The sequence below is a fragment of the Bacillus sp. FJAT-47783 genome, assembly GCF_022808615.1.
GTDB lineage: Bacteria > Bacillota > Bacilli > Bacillales > Aeribacillaceae > Bacillus_BZ.
Map to the genome: position 1 here is coordinate 91,149 of NZ_JAKZKS010000002.1, position 15,523 is coordinate 106,671.

Here is a 15,523-nt window from a genome sequence, read left to right on the forward strand (position 1 = left end):
TTTGAAAACATCGATGACACAGCCTTTAAGAAAAGGAAGGTGTAAACATGAGAAAACCAATTATTGCAGGAAACTGGAAAATGCACAAAACGCTTGAAGAAGCTAAAAGTTTTGTGAAAGAAGTGAAAACATTAGTCCCTTCTCCGGACAAAGTCGATTCCGTTGTTTGTGCACCAGCATTATTCCTCGGACAACTTGTCGAGGAAGTAAAAGGGACGGACTTAAAAGTAGGTGCGCAAAACATGCACTTTGAAGAAAGCGGTGCATTTACGGGAGAAATTAGCCCAGTCGCTTTAAAAGATATTGGGGTACAATATGTAATTATTGGACACTCTGAGCGACGTGAAATGTTTAATGAAACAGATGAATCAGTCAATAAAAAAGTACATGCTGCTTTTAAACATGGCTTAACTCCAATTGTTTGTGTTGGTGAAACGCTTGAAGAGCGTGAAGCAGGTAAAACGAATGAGCTTGTTGGAGAACAAGTAAAATTAGCTCTAGCTGGATTAGATGAAGTTCAAGTGAAGCAAGTTGTCATTGCATATGAACCAATTTGGGCAATTGGAACAGGAAAGTCTTCTTCTGCTGAAGATGCAAATGAAGTTTGTGCACACATTCGCCAAGTAGTAGCAGACTTAATTTCAAACGAAGCAGCAAACGCTATCCGTATTCAATACGGTGGTAGCGTAAAACCAGCAAATATAAAAGAATATATGAGTGAGCCTGATATTGATGGTGCTTTAGTTGGTGGAGCAAGTCTTGAGGCTCAGTCTTTCTTACAGCTTTTGGAGGCAGGAAAACATGAGTAAAAAGCCAGTAGCCTTAATCGTACTAGACGGTTTTGCTCTTCGTGATGAAACAAAAGGAAATGCGGTTGAACAAGCGAATAAGCGGAATTTTGAGCGTTTTTGGAACGAATACCCTCATGCGACATTAAAAGCTTGTGGAGAAGCAGTAGGTCTTCCTGAAGGCCAAATGGGAAATTCTGAAGTAGGTCACTTAAACATCGGGGCAGGCCGCATCGTTTACCAAAGCTTAACACGTGTAAATGTTGCGATTCGTGAAGGGGAGTTCTTCCAAAATGACACATTCCTTTCTGCGATGAATCATGTGAAGGAAAAAGGAACAAACTTACACTTATTCGGGTTGCTTTCTGATGGTGGCGTACATAGTCACATTCATCACCTCTATGCTTTATTAAAGCTTGCCAAAGACCAAGGTGTAGAAAACGTGTATATTCACGGCTTCTTAGATGGACGTGACGTTGGACCGCAAACAGCTAAGAAGTATATTGAAGCATTAACTGAGAAAATGACGGAATACGGTGTAGGCGAAATCGCTACGATTTCGGGTCGTTACTATTCCATGGACAGAGATAAACGTTGGGATCGCGTTGAAAAAGCGTATCGGGCCATGGTTTACGGGGAAGGACCTTCCTACAAAAATGCGCTTGAGTGCGTAGAGGACTCTTATGCGAATGGCATTTACGATGAGTTCGTCATTCCATCTGTTATGACAAAAGAAGATGGAAAACCTGTTGCGACGATTCAAAATGATGATGCGGTTATTTTCTACAATTTCCGTCCTGACCGTGCCATTCAAATATCCAATACGTTTACGAACAAAGATTTCCGTTCCTTTGATCGTGGACCTAAACATCCTGAAAACTTATTTTTTGTATGCTTAACTCATTTTAGTGAAACGGTTGACGGATATGTTGCCTTTAAACCAGTAAACCTTGATAATACGCTCGGAGAAGTGATTTCTCAAGGTGGCTTAAAGCAACTTCGTATCGCTGAAACGGAAAAATATCCACATGTCACGTTCTTTATGAGTGGTGGACGTGAGCAAGAATTCCCTGGAGAAGAACGTGTTTTAATTGATTCTCCAAAGGTTGCAACGTATGACTTGAAACCTGAAATGAGTGCTTATGAAGTAACAGAAGCACTTTTAAACGAAATTGACGCAGATAAGCATGATGCGATTATTTTAAACTATGCAAACCCAGATATGGTTGGTCACTCTGGAATGCTCGAACCAACAATTAAAGCGGTAGAAACGGTTGATGAGTGTCTTGGAAAAATCGTTGACCGCATTATCGAAAAGGGTGGCGTCGCAATTATTACGGCTGATCACGGAAATGCGGATGAAGTGGTGACATTGGAAGGAAATCCACAAACAGCTCATACGACAAACCCAGTTCCTGTGATTGTTACAAAAAAAGATGTAACTTTACGAAAAGATGGTATTTTAGGTGATCTAGCACCGACCATGCTTGAATTATTAAGGTTAGAGCAACCAAAAGAAATGACAGGTCAATCACTTATTCAAAAATAAGTGTTGCCTCTTTCGATGATTTAAAAAAATTAATGAAGTAAGGAGTCGAAAAACATGCCACAAATTATTGATGTATATGCTCGTGAAGTATTAGATTCTCGCGGTAACCCAACAGTAGAAGTAGAAGTTTACACAGAGTCTGGTGCATTCGGACGCGCATTAGTACCAAGTGGAGCGTCTACAGGTGAATACGAAGCAGTCGAGCTTCGCGATGGTGATAAAGAGCGTTACTTAGGAAAAGGTGTTTTACAAGCCGTTAAAAACGTAAACGAAGTCATTGCTCCTGAATTAATTGGTGTCGATGTAACAGAGCAAAATGCAATTGACATGCTTTTAATGGAGCTTGATGGAACAGAAAATAAAGGAAAACTTGGTGCGAACGCTATTTTAGGTGTATCAATGGCAGCAGCTCGTGCAGCAGCTGACTTCTTAGGTTTACCTTTATACCAATACCTTGGTGGCTTCAATGCAAAAACATTACCAGTTCCAATGATGAACATCGTTAACGGTGGTGCACACGCTGATAACAACGTAGATATTCAAGAATTCATGATTATGCCTGTCGGTGCTGAAAACTTCCGTGAAGCGCTTCGTATGGGTGCTGAAATCTTCCATAGCTTAAAATCGGTTCTTAAATCAAAAGGCTATAACACAGCAGTTGGTGACGAAGGCGGTTTCGCTCCAAACTTAAGCTCTAACGAAGAAGCACTTCAAACAATTATCGAAGCAATCGAAAAAGCTGGTTACAAGCCAGGCGAACAAATTATGCTCGCGATGGACGTAGCATCTTCTGAGTTATTTAACAAAGAAGATGGCAAGTATCATTTAGATGGCGAAGGCGTTGTGAAAACGTCTGAAGAAATGGTTGATTGGTACGAAGAGCTTGTTTCGAAATACCCAATCATCTCAATTGAAGACGGTTTAGATGAAAACGACTGGGAAGGTCATAAATTATTAACAGAGCGCATCGGACATAAAGTTCAACTTGTTGGTGACGACTTATTCGTAACAAACACGAAGAAGCTTGCTCAAGGTATCGAGCAAGGCGTTGGTAACTCGATCTTAATCAAAGTGAACCAAATCGGTACATTAACAGAAACGTTCGAAGCAATCGAAATGGCAAAACGTGCAGGATACACTGCGGTTATCTCTCACCGTTCTGGTGAAACAGAAGACAGCACAATCGCTGACATTGCCGTTGCAACTAATGCAGGTCAAATTAAAACAGGTGCACCTTCACGCACAGACCGCGTAGCAAAATACAACCAATTACTTCGCATCGAAGACATGCTTAGTGCAACAGCGAAGTACGAAGGTCTAAAATCTTTCTACAATCTTAAAAAATAAGGTTGTAAACTAAGCCACCCCCTCTTCAACGAAGAGGGGGTTTTTATATTGGAACGAAAAATGAACATTTATTCATCAAAAAAAACCGAGGTAGCCCCCGGTCGTGCATTATTTGATTGTATAATTTAAATCCCAAATCACACCATAGCAGTCTTTCACTTTTGCAAATTTAGCACCCCAAAATGTATCCTGTAGCTCCATTAATACAGATCCCTTTTCTTTTAAAGCAGCATAGATTTTTTCAATTTCTTCTTCACTTTCCATTTCAATAGCTAGTGAGATGTTATTACCGATTTCAACGGTATGTCCAGGAAATGAATCAGATACCATAAAGAATAAACCGTCTTTTTTAAATTGTGCGTGCATAATGCGATCAGCTGCTTCAGGAGGTGTTGGGAAATCAGCTTCACCAAACGTTTGAAGAGCAAGAATCTCTCCTTCAAATACTTCCTTATAGTATTCAAGAGCCTCTTTTGCCGTTCCATTAAATGATAAGTATGGCGTGACATGTTTCATGTGAACCACTCCTAAAATAGTATTTGTGACACATTGTCCTGCTAAGATGTTCATATTCATTGTAAAATTTCTCCGCTTCTGAATCAAGGTGACAACCTTCTTGTTTTGTGGTAAATTGAAAATACCGGAATTGTGCGTTTTAGGAGGTGCCGTATGAACACGCTATTCATTGTTTTATTAATTATCGTATCCATCGCACTGATCGCGGTTGTATTGTTACAATCAGGGAAAAGTGCAGGTCTTTCTGGTGCCATTTCAGGTGGAGCTGAACAGTTATTTGGAAAACAAAAAGCACGAGGAATGGATTTAATTTTACATCGAATTACCGTCGTGCTCTCTGTATTATTCTTTGTGTTAACCATTTTAGTAGCATACTTTTAAGGAGGTCTGAACAATTGGTTTCAGGCCTTTTTTATGTACTAGGACTGCTGAATGTCATCTTTTTTTCCATTTTACTTTCTTTGCACCTTTTTGGGAAGGTGTTATTATTTGTGTAGGGATGAGCATACCGATGTATTACGCAGTTCACTGGATATTGAACTGTCAATGGTTTAACCATCTTATTGGGTCATTAACTTTAGTTGAACGAATTTGATTTTTATGGTTAGTTTAATAAATGATCATTATTTGCAGAAAGGAAGTTACATCATGAGAGTAGTTACACCAAAACCATTTACGTTTGAGGGGGGAGAAAGAGCGGTTTTATTATTACACGGATTTACAGGCAATACAGCAGATGTTCGCATGCTCGGACGCTTTTTACAAGATAGAGGCTATACGTGTCACGCTCCCCAATATAAAGGACATGGTGTTCCACCAGAAGAATTAGTACATACAGGTCCTGAAGATTGGTGGAAAGATGTCATGGATGGGTATAATTTTTTAAAAGAACAAGGGTATGAAAAAATTGCAGTTGCCGGGTTATCCTTAGGTGGTGTTTTTTCGCTTAAATTAGGATACACTGTACCAGTAAAGGGAATTATTCCGATGTGTGCACCGATGTATATAAAAAGTGAAGAAACGATGTACAAAGGCGTCTTAGAATACGCGAGAAATTACAAACAGTTTGAAAGAAAAACAGAAGAGCAAATCAATGAAGAGATGGAAGCGTTCAAAAAGACGCCAATGAATACATTAAAAGCATTGCAAGAGCTCATCTCTGATGTTCGTCAACATGTTGATCTAATTTATGCACCTACGTTCGTTGTCCAAGCTCGTCACGATGAAATGATTAATACAAATAGTGCCAATATTATTTATAACGAAGTAGAGTCTCATCATAAAAAGCTGAAATGGTATGAAGATTCAACACATGTCATTACATTAGATAAAGAGCGTGAGCAATTACATGAAGACATCTATGAGTTTTTAGAAAGTCTCGATTGGTAGACTTGAAAGGAGGGCTGCCTGTTGGCAGAAATAAATCAACAGAAAATAGATGAGCTTCTCGATTTTATGAGAGAAGAAACATATAAACCGTTAACGGTACAAGAATTAGAAGAAGCGTTACAAATAAAAGATGCCGTTGACTTTAAAGAGCTTGTCATTACATTGAACCACTTGGAAGAAGAGGGGCATATTGTACGGACGAGGAGTAATCGGTACGGACTACCGGAGAAAATGAACTTGCTGAGAGGAACCGTTGTTGGTCATTCACGTGGCTTTGCATTTGTTGAACCGAGTGAACCGGGCTTTGATGATGTTTTTATTCCACCAGGTGAGCTTAACAATGCGATGCACGGTGATACGGTGCTCGTTCGGTTAAGCTCAAAATCAAGTGGTGCAAGACAAGAAGGAACCGTTGTCCGCATCGTCGAGCGAGGTATCGTTGAAATTGTCGGAACCTATACAGAAAGCAAAAACTTCGGTTTTGTTATTCCGGATGATAAGAAGATTGTCAACGATATTTTCATCCCGAAAAATGCGAAGAACGGTGCGGTTGAAGGACATAAAGTCATCGTTCGGATCACGACTTATCCTGAGGGACGTTTAAGTGCTGAAGGGGAAGTTGTGAACATTTTAGGTCACAAAAATGACCCTGGTGTCGATATTTTATCAGTTATTCATAGCCACGGATTACCGCTAAGCTTCCCAGAAGACGTGTTACAGCAAGCAAATGAAACACCCGATACGATTGATGAAGCAGAGATTCCAAATCGAAGAGATTTACGTAATGATGTAATTGTGACGATTGATGGTGCAGATGCAAAAGACTTAGATGACGCCGTCACCGTTACGAAGCTTGAAAACGGTAACTATAAGCTCGGTGTACATATAGCGGATGTTAGCTACTATGTAAAAGAACATAGTCCAATTGATCGTGAAGCATTTGAGCGAGGGACAAGCGTTTACTTAGTTGATCGCGTCATTCCGATGATTCCACACCGACTTTCAAATGGAATTTGTTCCTTAAATCCGAAAGTAGACCGATTAACATTGTCGTGTGAAATGGAAGTCGACTCAAACGGACAAGTTGTGCATCATGAAATTTTTCAAAGTGTCATTCGCACGACAGAACGGATGACCTATTCCGATGTAAATAAAATTTTAGTTGATCAAGACGAAGAACTTCGTCAACAATATGAGCCACTTGTTCCTATGTTTGAGACGATGGCAGAACTTGCGAATATTTTAAGGCAAAAACGGATGGATCGCGGAGCCATTGATTTTGATTTTAAAGAAGCAAAAGTTCTTGTTGATGAAGAAGGAAAACCTTACGATGTCGCACTTAGGGAACGTTCTGTTGCTGAACGGCTAATCGAAGAATTTATGCTTCTTGCCAATGAGACAGTCGCAGAGCATTTTCATTGGATGAATGTGCCGTTTATTTATCGAATTCACGAGGATCCAAAAGAAGAAAAGCTCCAACGCTTTTTAGAATTTATTGCAAACTTTGGATATGTCGTGAGAGGAAAAGGGAACGATATTCATCCTCGTGCCCTTCAAAATATTTTAGAAGAAGTCCAAGGAAAGCCTGAGGAGATGGTGATCTCAACCGTTATGCTTCGTTCCATGCAACAGGCGAAATATCATCCAGACAGTTTAGGACATTTCGGTTTATCAACCGAATTTTATACGCATTTTACTTCACCAATCCGTCGTTACCCAGATTTAATCGTACACAGACTGATTCGTACGTACTTAATTGAAGGGAAACTAGATGAGGCGACTCAGGCAAAATGGTCTGCAGAGCTTCATGATATCGCCGAGCATACGTCGAAAATGGAACGCAGAGCTGTTGATGCAGAGCGGGAAACGGATGAATTGAAGAAAGCGGAGTTTATGTTAAATAAAATTGGTGAAGAGTTTGATGGTATCATTAGCTCTGTTACAAATTTTGGTATATTTGTCGAATTACCTAATACGATTGAAGGACTTGTTCACGTTAGCTACATGACGGATGATTATTACCGCTATGATGACCGCCATTATGCGATGATTGGTGAGCGAACTGGGAACGTATATCGAATCGGTGATGAAATAACAGTACGCGTTGTAAAGGTTGATAAAGATGAGCGCTCCATCGACTTTGAAATTGTCGGTATGAAAGGGTCAAGACGGAAACCAGCGGTGAAAAAGGAAGCTCCGAAAGTCATTAAAAGTGAGAAGAAGTCTCGTTCAAAAGATGAGTGGTCAACAAGACCACCGAAAAATCAAAAAAAGAAGAAAAAGAAAAAATTTTACGAAAACGTTCCAAAAAGCAAAAAGGGTCGTAAAAAGAAAAAAAGATAATATAAGTTGATGAATAAAGGGAAGAGCACGGGAAGCATTTCTCGGTTCTTCTTTTCATTACATTGAGATACTAGGGGATTTTTGTTATAATTGTTTTTATCGCTAAAACATACGTTCTTTTTGTCGGAGAGGAGGATGGACATGCCAAAGGGAGAAGGTAAGACGGTTGCCCAAAATAAAAAAGCATATCATGATTATTTTATTGAAGAAACTTATGAGGCTGGAATCGTCCTTCAAGGAACGGAAATTAAGTCAATTAGGCTCGGGCGTGTAAACTTAAAAGATTCTTTCGCTCGTATTGATAAAGGGGAAGTATTCCTACACAATATGCACATTAGTCCATACGAACAAGGAAATCGTTATAATCATGAACCGCTAAGAACTAGAAAATTGTTGCTTCATAAAAAAGAAATTAGCAAATTAATTGGTACGACGAAGGAACAAGGTTATTCGTTAGTGCCATTAAAACTTTATTTGAAAAACGGATTTGCGAAAGTGCTAATAGGTCTCGGTAAAGGGAAAAAGAAATATGATAAACGTGAGGACTTGAAAAAGAAAGAAGCAAAACGCGAAATTGAACGTGCCTTTAGTCAACGTCAAAAAGGAAAGTATTAATTTTTACAGTAAATTACAATTGCATTATCCGATAGATTTGTTATAATAATAAGTGTCATTGCCAGTTGAAAGTTTTTTAAAAGATGCATTTAAGTTCGATTGATACTTTTCCGTATTATTTTCCTTTATATCATGGGGACGTTACGGATTCGACAGGGGTAGATCGAGCTTAGGTTGCGAGCCGGAGGGATCGTCTCCGTCATAAACGTCAAGCCAATAATAACTGGCAAATCTAACAACAATTTCGCTTTAGCTGCCTAATATCAGCTAGCGGTTCCTCCCTCCATCGCCCATGTGGTAGGGTAAGGGACTCACTCTAAGTGGGCTACGCCTGATTCCGCCGTCTGAGGATGATGGAAGAGAACAATCAGACTAGCTGCCCGGCCGCCTGTCGGTAGGCATAAGGGACAGCGAACTGTAAATATGCCGACTACGCTCGTAGATGCTTAAGTGGCGATATTTCTGGACGTGGGTTCGATTAGTAAATAGTCGCCTTATGTGGTAACACATAAGTGAAAATCCAGCTTTATCGGTGAAACCTAAGTCACGTCTAAACGTGATATGGCAATGCCGAGCGGTATGTGGAGCAATCCAACAGCCGTGTATCGACTTATAGGCTTCCATTAGGTATGGAAGTACTAGGATGCGAAATTCTACCTATTTGGTAAATCTACATTTCGCATAAGACGCTGGAGGACCTGTTCAATTTTAAACAGGTTCAAGATATAGTCAGTGCCATGACGAAAGCATGGAATAGCACGTCCCACCGTCTCCACCATACATAGTTTGGTGGTAAATGCGAAATAACACGGACTTACTAATCATGGTAAGTCCGTTTTTGCGTTAAGAATAAATAATGTGCAAATAAAGATTTGACATAAGACACTGGAGGACCTAATTTCAAACAAAATCGAGATATAGTGAGTGCCATGATGAGAGCATGGAATAGCACGACCTATTGTTTCCGTCTTACATAGTTTGGTGATAATACGAAATTGCTAAAGGATTTAACAAAAAAAGGAGTTGGCATCTTAGCAACTCCTATTATTTATTTAGAATAAAAAAGACCTAGTTATTAAAGTGCAATTACAAGTGAAAAAGTAGTGTTTATTTTGATATATATACCAAATGTAAAATAGATATTATATCTTAATAATATAATTAAAACTTCAATCAATATATTATTTATAATTTATTTGTATTTTAATATATCAAAATAATAGACTTTAGGACCTTAAGATTGGTAAATATGACTCTTTATTTTCATAGATGAGATAATTAGACTAAAGTTACTTCACCGGTGAGAGTAAATTGATATATTTTTTACGAGGAGATAAGGAGAAATCACTATGAAAAAATTTTTGATGAAGTCTTTCCTTGCATTTAGTATGATTCTTAGCCTTGTTTGGTTACCGACTCCTTCAGCAATGGCAGCATCCAGTACAATTACTGATATCTATGGATCCCCTGTAAGTTCAGTTCGTAAATATATTGTGGTGCCAGCTAATCAAGAACTATTAGGAAAAGAAGAAGATAATAAAAATCTTCACGGGCTTACGTATGAAGGCTCTTATCCTATTGCATATGCTGAAAAAAGCTATTATAAAAATAAAGTAATGACTCAGGCGAGTAAAAATTATTATGGAACACCCGTTATGCTTAGGCTCGAAAAAGATCATGACGTAATAACAGAAAGAACACTGCGGGACAAGGATCATGTCGTTATGTATATGACTGGAATTAATAAGTTTGTAGACGCTTCAGACCGTGGGTGGATCTCATTATCCAATGATGGAAGCTTTATGACGATCGAAAAGAAAGGTTCGAATAAAGTTGCGTTTAAAGTAGGAAAAGCTGACTTTTATTACAATTCAACAGGTCAATTAACAGACTGGTATAATGCAGATGAAAGTATGTCTTATTACGATGTAGATACGTATTTTCACGTTCAACCATCATTTCAAATGTTTTCTGACAACAATAAATCTTGGGGAATTTCTTGGTACAGTCCTTTCGAATATTATTTAGTCCCTGCAGAATGATTTTTTTATTTTAATGAAATCGAGAAAAACGAAAGTCCGAAATAAAAAATAGCGCACCTTTATGGTACGCATCATAATAGGTGCTGTCCGAAAAGTAGTTTTTACGCCCCAAAATAGAAAAAGGTAGACCCAAAGAATGTTGACTTTACAGCATTCCTTGGGTCTTAATTTTGGAGTATTTTACCCTAATACGGACTAAAAGAGCTGGGCGAATGCCCGGTATTTCCTGATGAAAGATATAGACTAATTATAACCTTTACAGTATGGTAGATGATGATTTTGTTCAATCACCGCTTCCGAGCTAAAGTTCGAATCCATCCTACGGTAAATACAATGATCATAGAACCGACGATGGCTGGAATGATAGAAAGCCCGAAAATTTTCGGTCCCCAAGCACCAAATAGGGCTGTACCAAGCCATGCACCGATAAAACCGGCTAATACATTTCCGACTACGCCTCCAGGCATATCTCGTCCGATTAATATGCTTGCAAACCAACCTATAATGCCACTCATGAACAGAAATAATAGAACATCCACCGTTATTCCCCCTTAATCATTAGAATATACCTCTAGGGGGAATAATGTTCCTCATTAAACATATATTGAGGATCTCATTAACAAGAGAACACGATAAAATAACAGTTGTTTCCTCTTCTGCTTTGAATCTCCATCCTTCCATCATCGAGTGCTACAATTTCTTTAATGATCGAAAGACTTAAGCCTGTCTCGCCTGTTTTTCGTAATCGAGATTTTAACAATTACAAATAAAAGCACCCCATCTCAATAATAGATTATCCAAAATATTTCCATAAAAATTTCAAAGTTAGCACACAACTTTTTACTACAATAAACATCGGGAGGGGAAATGAAATGAAAAAATGTTTTTTATTTGCAATTGTTTCATTATTCATGTTAGCGCTTGCAGCATGTGGAGGTGCAGGTAATAATGAATCAACAGAAGAAAAGAGTGAAGAAACAGTAGAAAATTCTACGAAGGAGGAGAAGGTAGAAGAAGTATCCTTGAAAGAGCCTGATGAAGAAACGGAATGTGTTTATTGTCAAATGACGGTTTATACGAAGGACAGCGATATGGGAATGTTTTCTGCTCAAGCACTTACAGAAGATGGAGAGAACTTGTTCTTTGATGATATCGGCTGTATGTTAAATCAAGAAAGAATGGATAATACAACGTTTAAGGAAAAGTATGTCCGCGACTACAATACGCGTGAGTGGACAAAGCTTGAAGAAGCAACAATTGTAAAGGCTGAAATTAAAACGCCAATGAACTATGGCTATGCGTTTTTCACAAAAGAGGACGAAGCCAAATCGTTTATCGAAGAACATGGTAGTGATAAAGCAAAAATTAGCACTCTATCTGATATTGATGAAGTGGCAAGTCATCGCCATATAAAGAAAATGGAGAAAATGAAAAACGGATCGAGTGAAGATCATGGTGAAGAGCACGACATGAATGATGGGCATGCTGACACCAATGAAAGCATGGATATGAGTCACAATTAAGGAAAGGGCTAAAGGGCAATCATTTAGCCCTTTTAGAATTGGAGGCGCGTATGAGCAAAAAAATAGCGTTTCAACTGATGTTAGCCTTTAGTTTTTTATTTTTTTGTCAACCTTCCTTCATGTATGCAAAAGAAACGATTCAATCTCGAATCGATCAAGCGAACCCAGGTGACATTGTTTATATAGAAGAAGGAAGTTATGATGAAAAGCTAGAAATCACAAAGCCGATAGCACTTATTGGAAACGGACACGTTGAGCTTTCTACGATTTCAATTATCGATGCAAAGGATGTGAAAGTACAAAACATCCGATTGAAAGGGGATAAAAGAGAAGAATCAAGTGCTATTTTAGTGAAGAATAGTAAGGATATCGAGCTTACTGACTTAACAATTCGTGAATTTTTTAAAGGGATGGAAGTGTACAATGCTGAAAATATTATCATTCATAACAACGTAATCTCAGGGAGCGAAGGTCACTTTTCGAAGAAGGGAAATGGAATTATCCTTTTTGACACGAAAGATATCCGTGTTTTCAGTAATCACATTCAATCTGTTCAAGACGGGATATATATTGAAAATGATCAAAACTCTGTATTTAAACAAAACGAAATCTCCCATTCACGATATGGGGTTCACCTCATGTATTCAAAAGGTGTAATCGTTAAACAAAATTACTTTCATCATAATGTAACTGGGATCATGCATATGATGACGTCCAATACAACCATTTTGCAAAATGAGATTGAAAACCAACAGGACTACAATGGGTTTGGAGTTGTTTTGTATGAGGGGAACAATATTAAACTTAAACAGAATGAACTATTCTTAAATCGTGTAGGTATTTCGGTGCAAAATATTGATCATTCGGAAATTGCTCATAATACGATTGCTTCAAACCAAACGGGAATTGAATTCATTCAATATGGTCAATCCAATTCATTTACAAATAATGATATATACGGAAACATCGTTTCTGTTTCGTCCGATCATCGAGGAGCTACATTGAAAGGGAATTATTGGGATGATTATTCAGGGTTTGATTTGGATAATGATGGTTTTGGTGATACACCTTATCAAGCAAATGAATCATTTGCAAAACTCATCGTAAGACAGAAAGCTTTTCAGTATTTCTTTGAATCCCCATCCGTCTCTGCATTGCGCAAAATGGAAGAGAAAATTTCCGTTAATCAAAATGAGTTTGTAACGGATGAAAACCCTTCCGTTCGGATACAAAAAGAACGTGGTCAAATTGATTTTCATATTACTCCATTTATTATCGGTGTATTGTGGGGAGGAGGAAGTTGGATTATATGGCGAAGAATCAAGTACTAATCATGTTTATGCTTGTAATGGCCGTTCTCATTAGTGTAGCTGGATGTGGAAAGGAAGATTTCAGTCCTCGTGTAATCAATCCTGAAGTTGACACATGTGTCGTTTGTAATATGAGTATTGTTCATGAAGAATACGCAGCACAGGCAGTATTAACAAATGGGGATAAGCTCATTTTCGATGATGTTGGTTGTCTCGCTCAGTTTGCGATTGAACGTCAAAAAGGGGAGATTGGAGCAAGCTATGTAAAAGAATATGAGACAGATGAATGGATTGATTCCAATCAAGCGTTTTATGTATACCATCCAGATTTTTGGACACCGATGTCGTATGGAGTTCTTGCTTTTTCAACGAAACAAAAAGCAGAAGAATTCATCGATAAGGAAGGAAAGGGCACACTTTTAACACCTGAAGAACTGAAAAAACATAAATGGGGAGTTCATGACCAATGAATCGTGCGATCATAGTTTCAGAAATGAAAAAAATCGTACGAAGTCGATCATTACTTATTTTTGGGCTTCTTCTAATGGTATTGCTCCTTTCCATTACGAGTGTGCAAATTTTTGCTCTTCCTGCAACATCATCTTTTACTCGGTATTCTGCTTCTTTTTTAAATGTTTTATTGTTTTTGTTTCCCCTTTTTACGCTTGGAATGGGGGCTATGTCGGTTGCTTCAGATATTGAATCAAGATGGTTCACGCTATTAAGGACGTATCCGATTAAAATTGCCTCATACACATGGGGAAAATTTGTTGCATTGATTTGTTGTTTTTGGTTGATAGTCGGGATGGTTTATGGGCTCGTTCTTATTTTGTTTAGTTTGAAAGGACTAAGTCATTTTGATTTTCTTCTATTCTTCCTTTCGCTCGTTATCATTGTTATTTTTTCATCGGTGTCAATTTTGATTGGGAGTGTATCGCAAAATCGGATTCATAGTCTTTCGTTAGCACTTGGAACATGGGCTTTCTTTTTATTAATTTTTGATTATCTCATTATGGCAGTAGGGACAGTTGTATCAGGTACGATGTTGAAAATTTTTGTCATGATTTTAACTTTTACGAACCCTGCTGAATGGATTCGAATTGGCTATATTCTTTATTCTGGGAATGCAACGGTTCTTGGGCCTGTTTATTTCGATTTTGCCAATTTCTTTTTGGCACCTGTTGGCATTTGTGTGTATTTGTTTATTTGTGTCTTATGGGTGGCTATACCGATTTTTGTGAGTGGGAAAATTTTAGAAAAGAAAGAAGGAAGATAGATGAAAATTGAAATAATCAATCTCTCCAAAACGTATAAGAACGGAAAAGTTGGTCTATCTCCCCTTCAATTCAATATTCAAAGTGGAAGCATAGTTGCGTTGACAGGAGGGAATGGAGCCGGGAAAAGTACGTTCATAAAACTTCTTACAAATGTCATTCGTCCTTCCTCCGGTCGTATAAAGTGGGAAGGACAACGGTTTAGCTATATGCCAGATGACTTGGAATTCCCGCCTAACTTAACAGCCATAGAGGGGTTAACATTGTTAGGGGCTATTAAAAACGTTGATGATGATACGATATCATCTTTATTGAAAAAAGTAGGTTTGTTTGATGTGCGACATCAAAAAATTGAGACATTCTCAAAAGGGATGAAACAAAGACTGTCGTTTGCCCAAGCGTTATTATCAGATGAAGAAGTTCTCATACTAGATGAGCCAACGAATGGGTTAGATCCATATTGGGTTAAATGGTTTAAAAATTGTTTAATAGAAGAAAAACGAAATGGAAGAACCATCATTTTTTCAACCCATCATCTTCATTTAGTAGAAGAATTAGCCGATGAAATGTTATTCTTCCAAGATGGAAATGTCATTATTAAGGAGAAAATAAAAGACATAACAAAAACGGCAAAATCATTGGAAGAAGTGATCATTGAAAAGTTAGAAGACGTCTTTCAACTCCCATAAATATTGAAAAAAAAAGGTCTCTTTACTTGAGAGGCCTTTTTCATCGTATATAAAAGCTGAAAAGATGTTAAACGACAAGATAACTTTAGTAACATCTTGGAATAAGTATTCGCTTTGAAAAAATTTAGTCATATAATA

General features: G+C 38.0%; 15 protein-coding genes and 1 other RNA gene. 14 read left to right on the plus strand and 2 right to left on the minus strand.

All coding sequences use genetic code 11. The annotated features are described in order from the left end of the window. Positions 1–47 precede the first annotated feature (47 nt). Genes tpiA through eno form a run of 3 tightly spaced genes read left to right on the plus strand, consistent with a single transcriptional unit; the run spans position 48 to position 3,684 of the window. Positions 48–809 (plus strand): triose-phosphate isomerase, encoded by a 762-nt coding sequence (gene tpiA / locus MLD65_RS02830; protein WP_243290357.1) that lies wholly within the window; start codon positions 48–50, stop codon positions 807–809. Continuing rightward, positions 802–2,337, plus strand: coding sequence for a 2,3-bisphosphoglycerate-independent phosphoglycerate mutase (gene gpmI, locus MLD65_RS02835; protein ID WP_243290358.1), 1,536 nt, complete (start codon positions 802–804; stop codon positions 2,335–2,337). Before tpiA ends, gpmI begins: the two co-directional genes overlap by 8 nt. Before the next feature lie 54 nt (positions 2,338–2,391). Beyond that, on the plus strand, positions 2,392–3,684 hold the full coding sequence (eno, locus tag MLD65_RS02840) for a phosphopyruvate hydratase (protein WP_243290359.1): 1,293 nt from the start codon (positions 2,392–2,394) through the stop codon (positions 3,682–3,684). A 108-nt stretch (positions 3,685–3,792) separates the two neighbouring features. On the opposite strand, the gene MLD65_RS02845 is transcribed toward eno, so the two are convergent. Beyond that, a complete protein-coding gene (locus MLD65_RS02845) occupies positions 3,793–4,200 on the minus strand; it encodes a VOC family protein (RefSeq protein ID WP_243290517.1) in 408 nt (135 codons plus the stop codon). A 153-nt stretch (positions 4,201–4,353) separates the two neighbouring features. Here MLD65_RS02845 and secG point away from each other — a divergent pair, with 153 nt between their 5' ends. From secG to MLD65_RS02875, 6 genes are all read left to right on the plus strand, one after another. Then, a complete protein-coding gene (secG, locus tag MLD65_RS02850; RefSeq protein ID WP_243290360.1) occupies positions 4,354–4,581 on the plus strand; it encodes a preprotein translocase subunit SecG in 228 nt (75 codons plus the stop codon). A gap of 267 nt (positions 4,582–4,848) precedes the next feature. Then, complete coding sequence (locus MLD65_RS02855; RefSeq protein ID WP_243290361.1) at positions 4,849–5,589, plus strand: alpha/beta hydrolase; 741 nt, start codon at positions 4,849–4,851, stop codon at positions 5,587–5,589. A gap of 66 nt (positions 5,590–5,655) precedes the next feature. Further along, positions 5,656–7,932 carry a ribonuclease R gene (gene rnr, locus MLD65_RS02860; protein WP_243290518.1) on the plus strand — a complete coding sequence of 759 codons (2,277 nt, stop codon included), beginning with the start codon at positions 5,656–5,658 and terminating at the stop codon, positions 7,930–7,932. Positions 7,933–8,073: 141 nt separating this feature from the next. Then, a complete protein-coding gene (smpB, locus tag MLD65_RS02865; protein WP_243290362.1) occupies positions 8,074–8,547 on the plus strand; it encodes an SsrA-binding protein SmpB in 474 nt (157 codons plus the stop codon). 142 nt (positions 8,548–8,689) lie between these two features. Further along, positions 8,690–9,028, plus strand: a transfer-messenger RNA (tmRNA) gene (gene ssrA / locus MLD65_RS02870). Positions 9,029–9,896: 868 nt separating this feature from the next. Beyond that, on the plus strand, positions 9,897–10,589 hold the full coding sequence (locus MLD65_RS02875) for a hypothetical protein (RefSeq protein ID WP_243290363.1): 693 nt from the start codon (positions 9,897–9,899) through the stop codon (positions 10,587–10,589). A 287-nt stretch (positions 10,590–10,876) separates the two neighbouring features. On the opposite strand, the gene MLD65_RS02880 is transcribed toward MLD65_RS02875, so the two are convergent. After that, on the minus strand, positions 10,877–11,128 hold the full coding sequence (locus MLD65_RS02880; protein WP_243290364.1) for a GlsB/YeaQ/YmgE family stress response membrane protein: 252 nt from the start codon (positions 11,126–11,128) through the stop codon (positions 10,877–10,879). A gap of 333 nt (positions 11,129–11,461) precedes the next feature. Between MLD65_RS02880 and MLD65_RS02885 the strand changes: the two genes are divergently transcribed. Genes MLD65_RS02885 through MLD65_RS02905 form a run of 5 tightly spaced genes read left to right on the plus strand, consistent with a single transcriptional unit; the run spans position 11,462 to position 15,385 of the window. Continuing rightward, positions 11,462–12,112, plus strand: coding sequence for a nitrous oxide reductase accessory protein NosL (locus MLD65_RS02885; RefSeq protein ID WP_243290365.1), 651 nt, complete (start codon positions 11,462–11,464; stop codon positions 12,110–12,112). Between the two features lie 50 nt (positions 12,113–12,162). Next, complete coding sequence (locus MLD65_RS02890; RefSeq protein ID WP_243290366.1) at positions 12,163–13,443, plus strand: right-handed parallel beta-helix repeat-containing protein; 1,281 nt, start codon at positions 12,163–12,165, stop codon at positions 13,441–13,443. Beyond that, positions 13,422–13,892: a nitrous oxide reductase accessory protein NosL gene (locus MLD65_RS02895; RefSeq protein ID WP_243290367.1), complete on the plus strand. Its 471-nt coding sequence runs from the start codon at positions 13,422–13,424 to the stop codon at positions 13,890–13,892. The genes MLD65_RS02890 and MLD65_RS02895 overlap by 22 nt, the downstream gene beginning before the upstream one ends. Further along, positions 13,889–14,698: an ABC transporter permease subunit gene (locus MLD65_RS02900; RefSeq protein WP_243290368.1), complete on the plus strand. Its 810-nt coding sequence runs from the start codon at positions 13,889–13,891 to the stop codon at positions 14,696–14,698. Before MLD65_RS02895 ends, MLD65_RS02900 begins: the two co-directional genes overlap by 4 nt. After that, complete coding sequence (locus MLD65_RS02905) at positions 14,699–15,385, plus strand: ABC transporter ATP-binding protein (RefSeq protein ID WP_243290369.1); 687 nt, start codon at positions 14,699–14,701, stop codon at positions 15,383–15,385. Positions 15,386–15,523 lie beyond the last annotated feature (138 nt).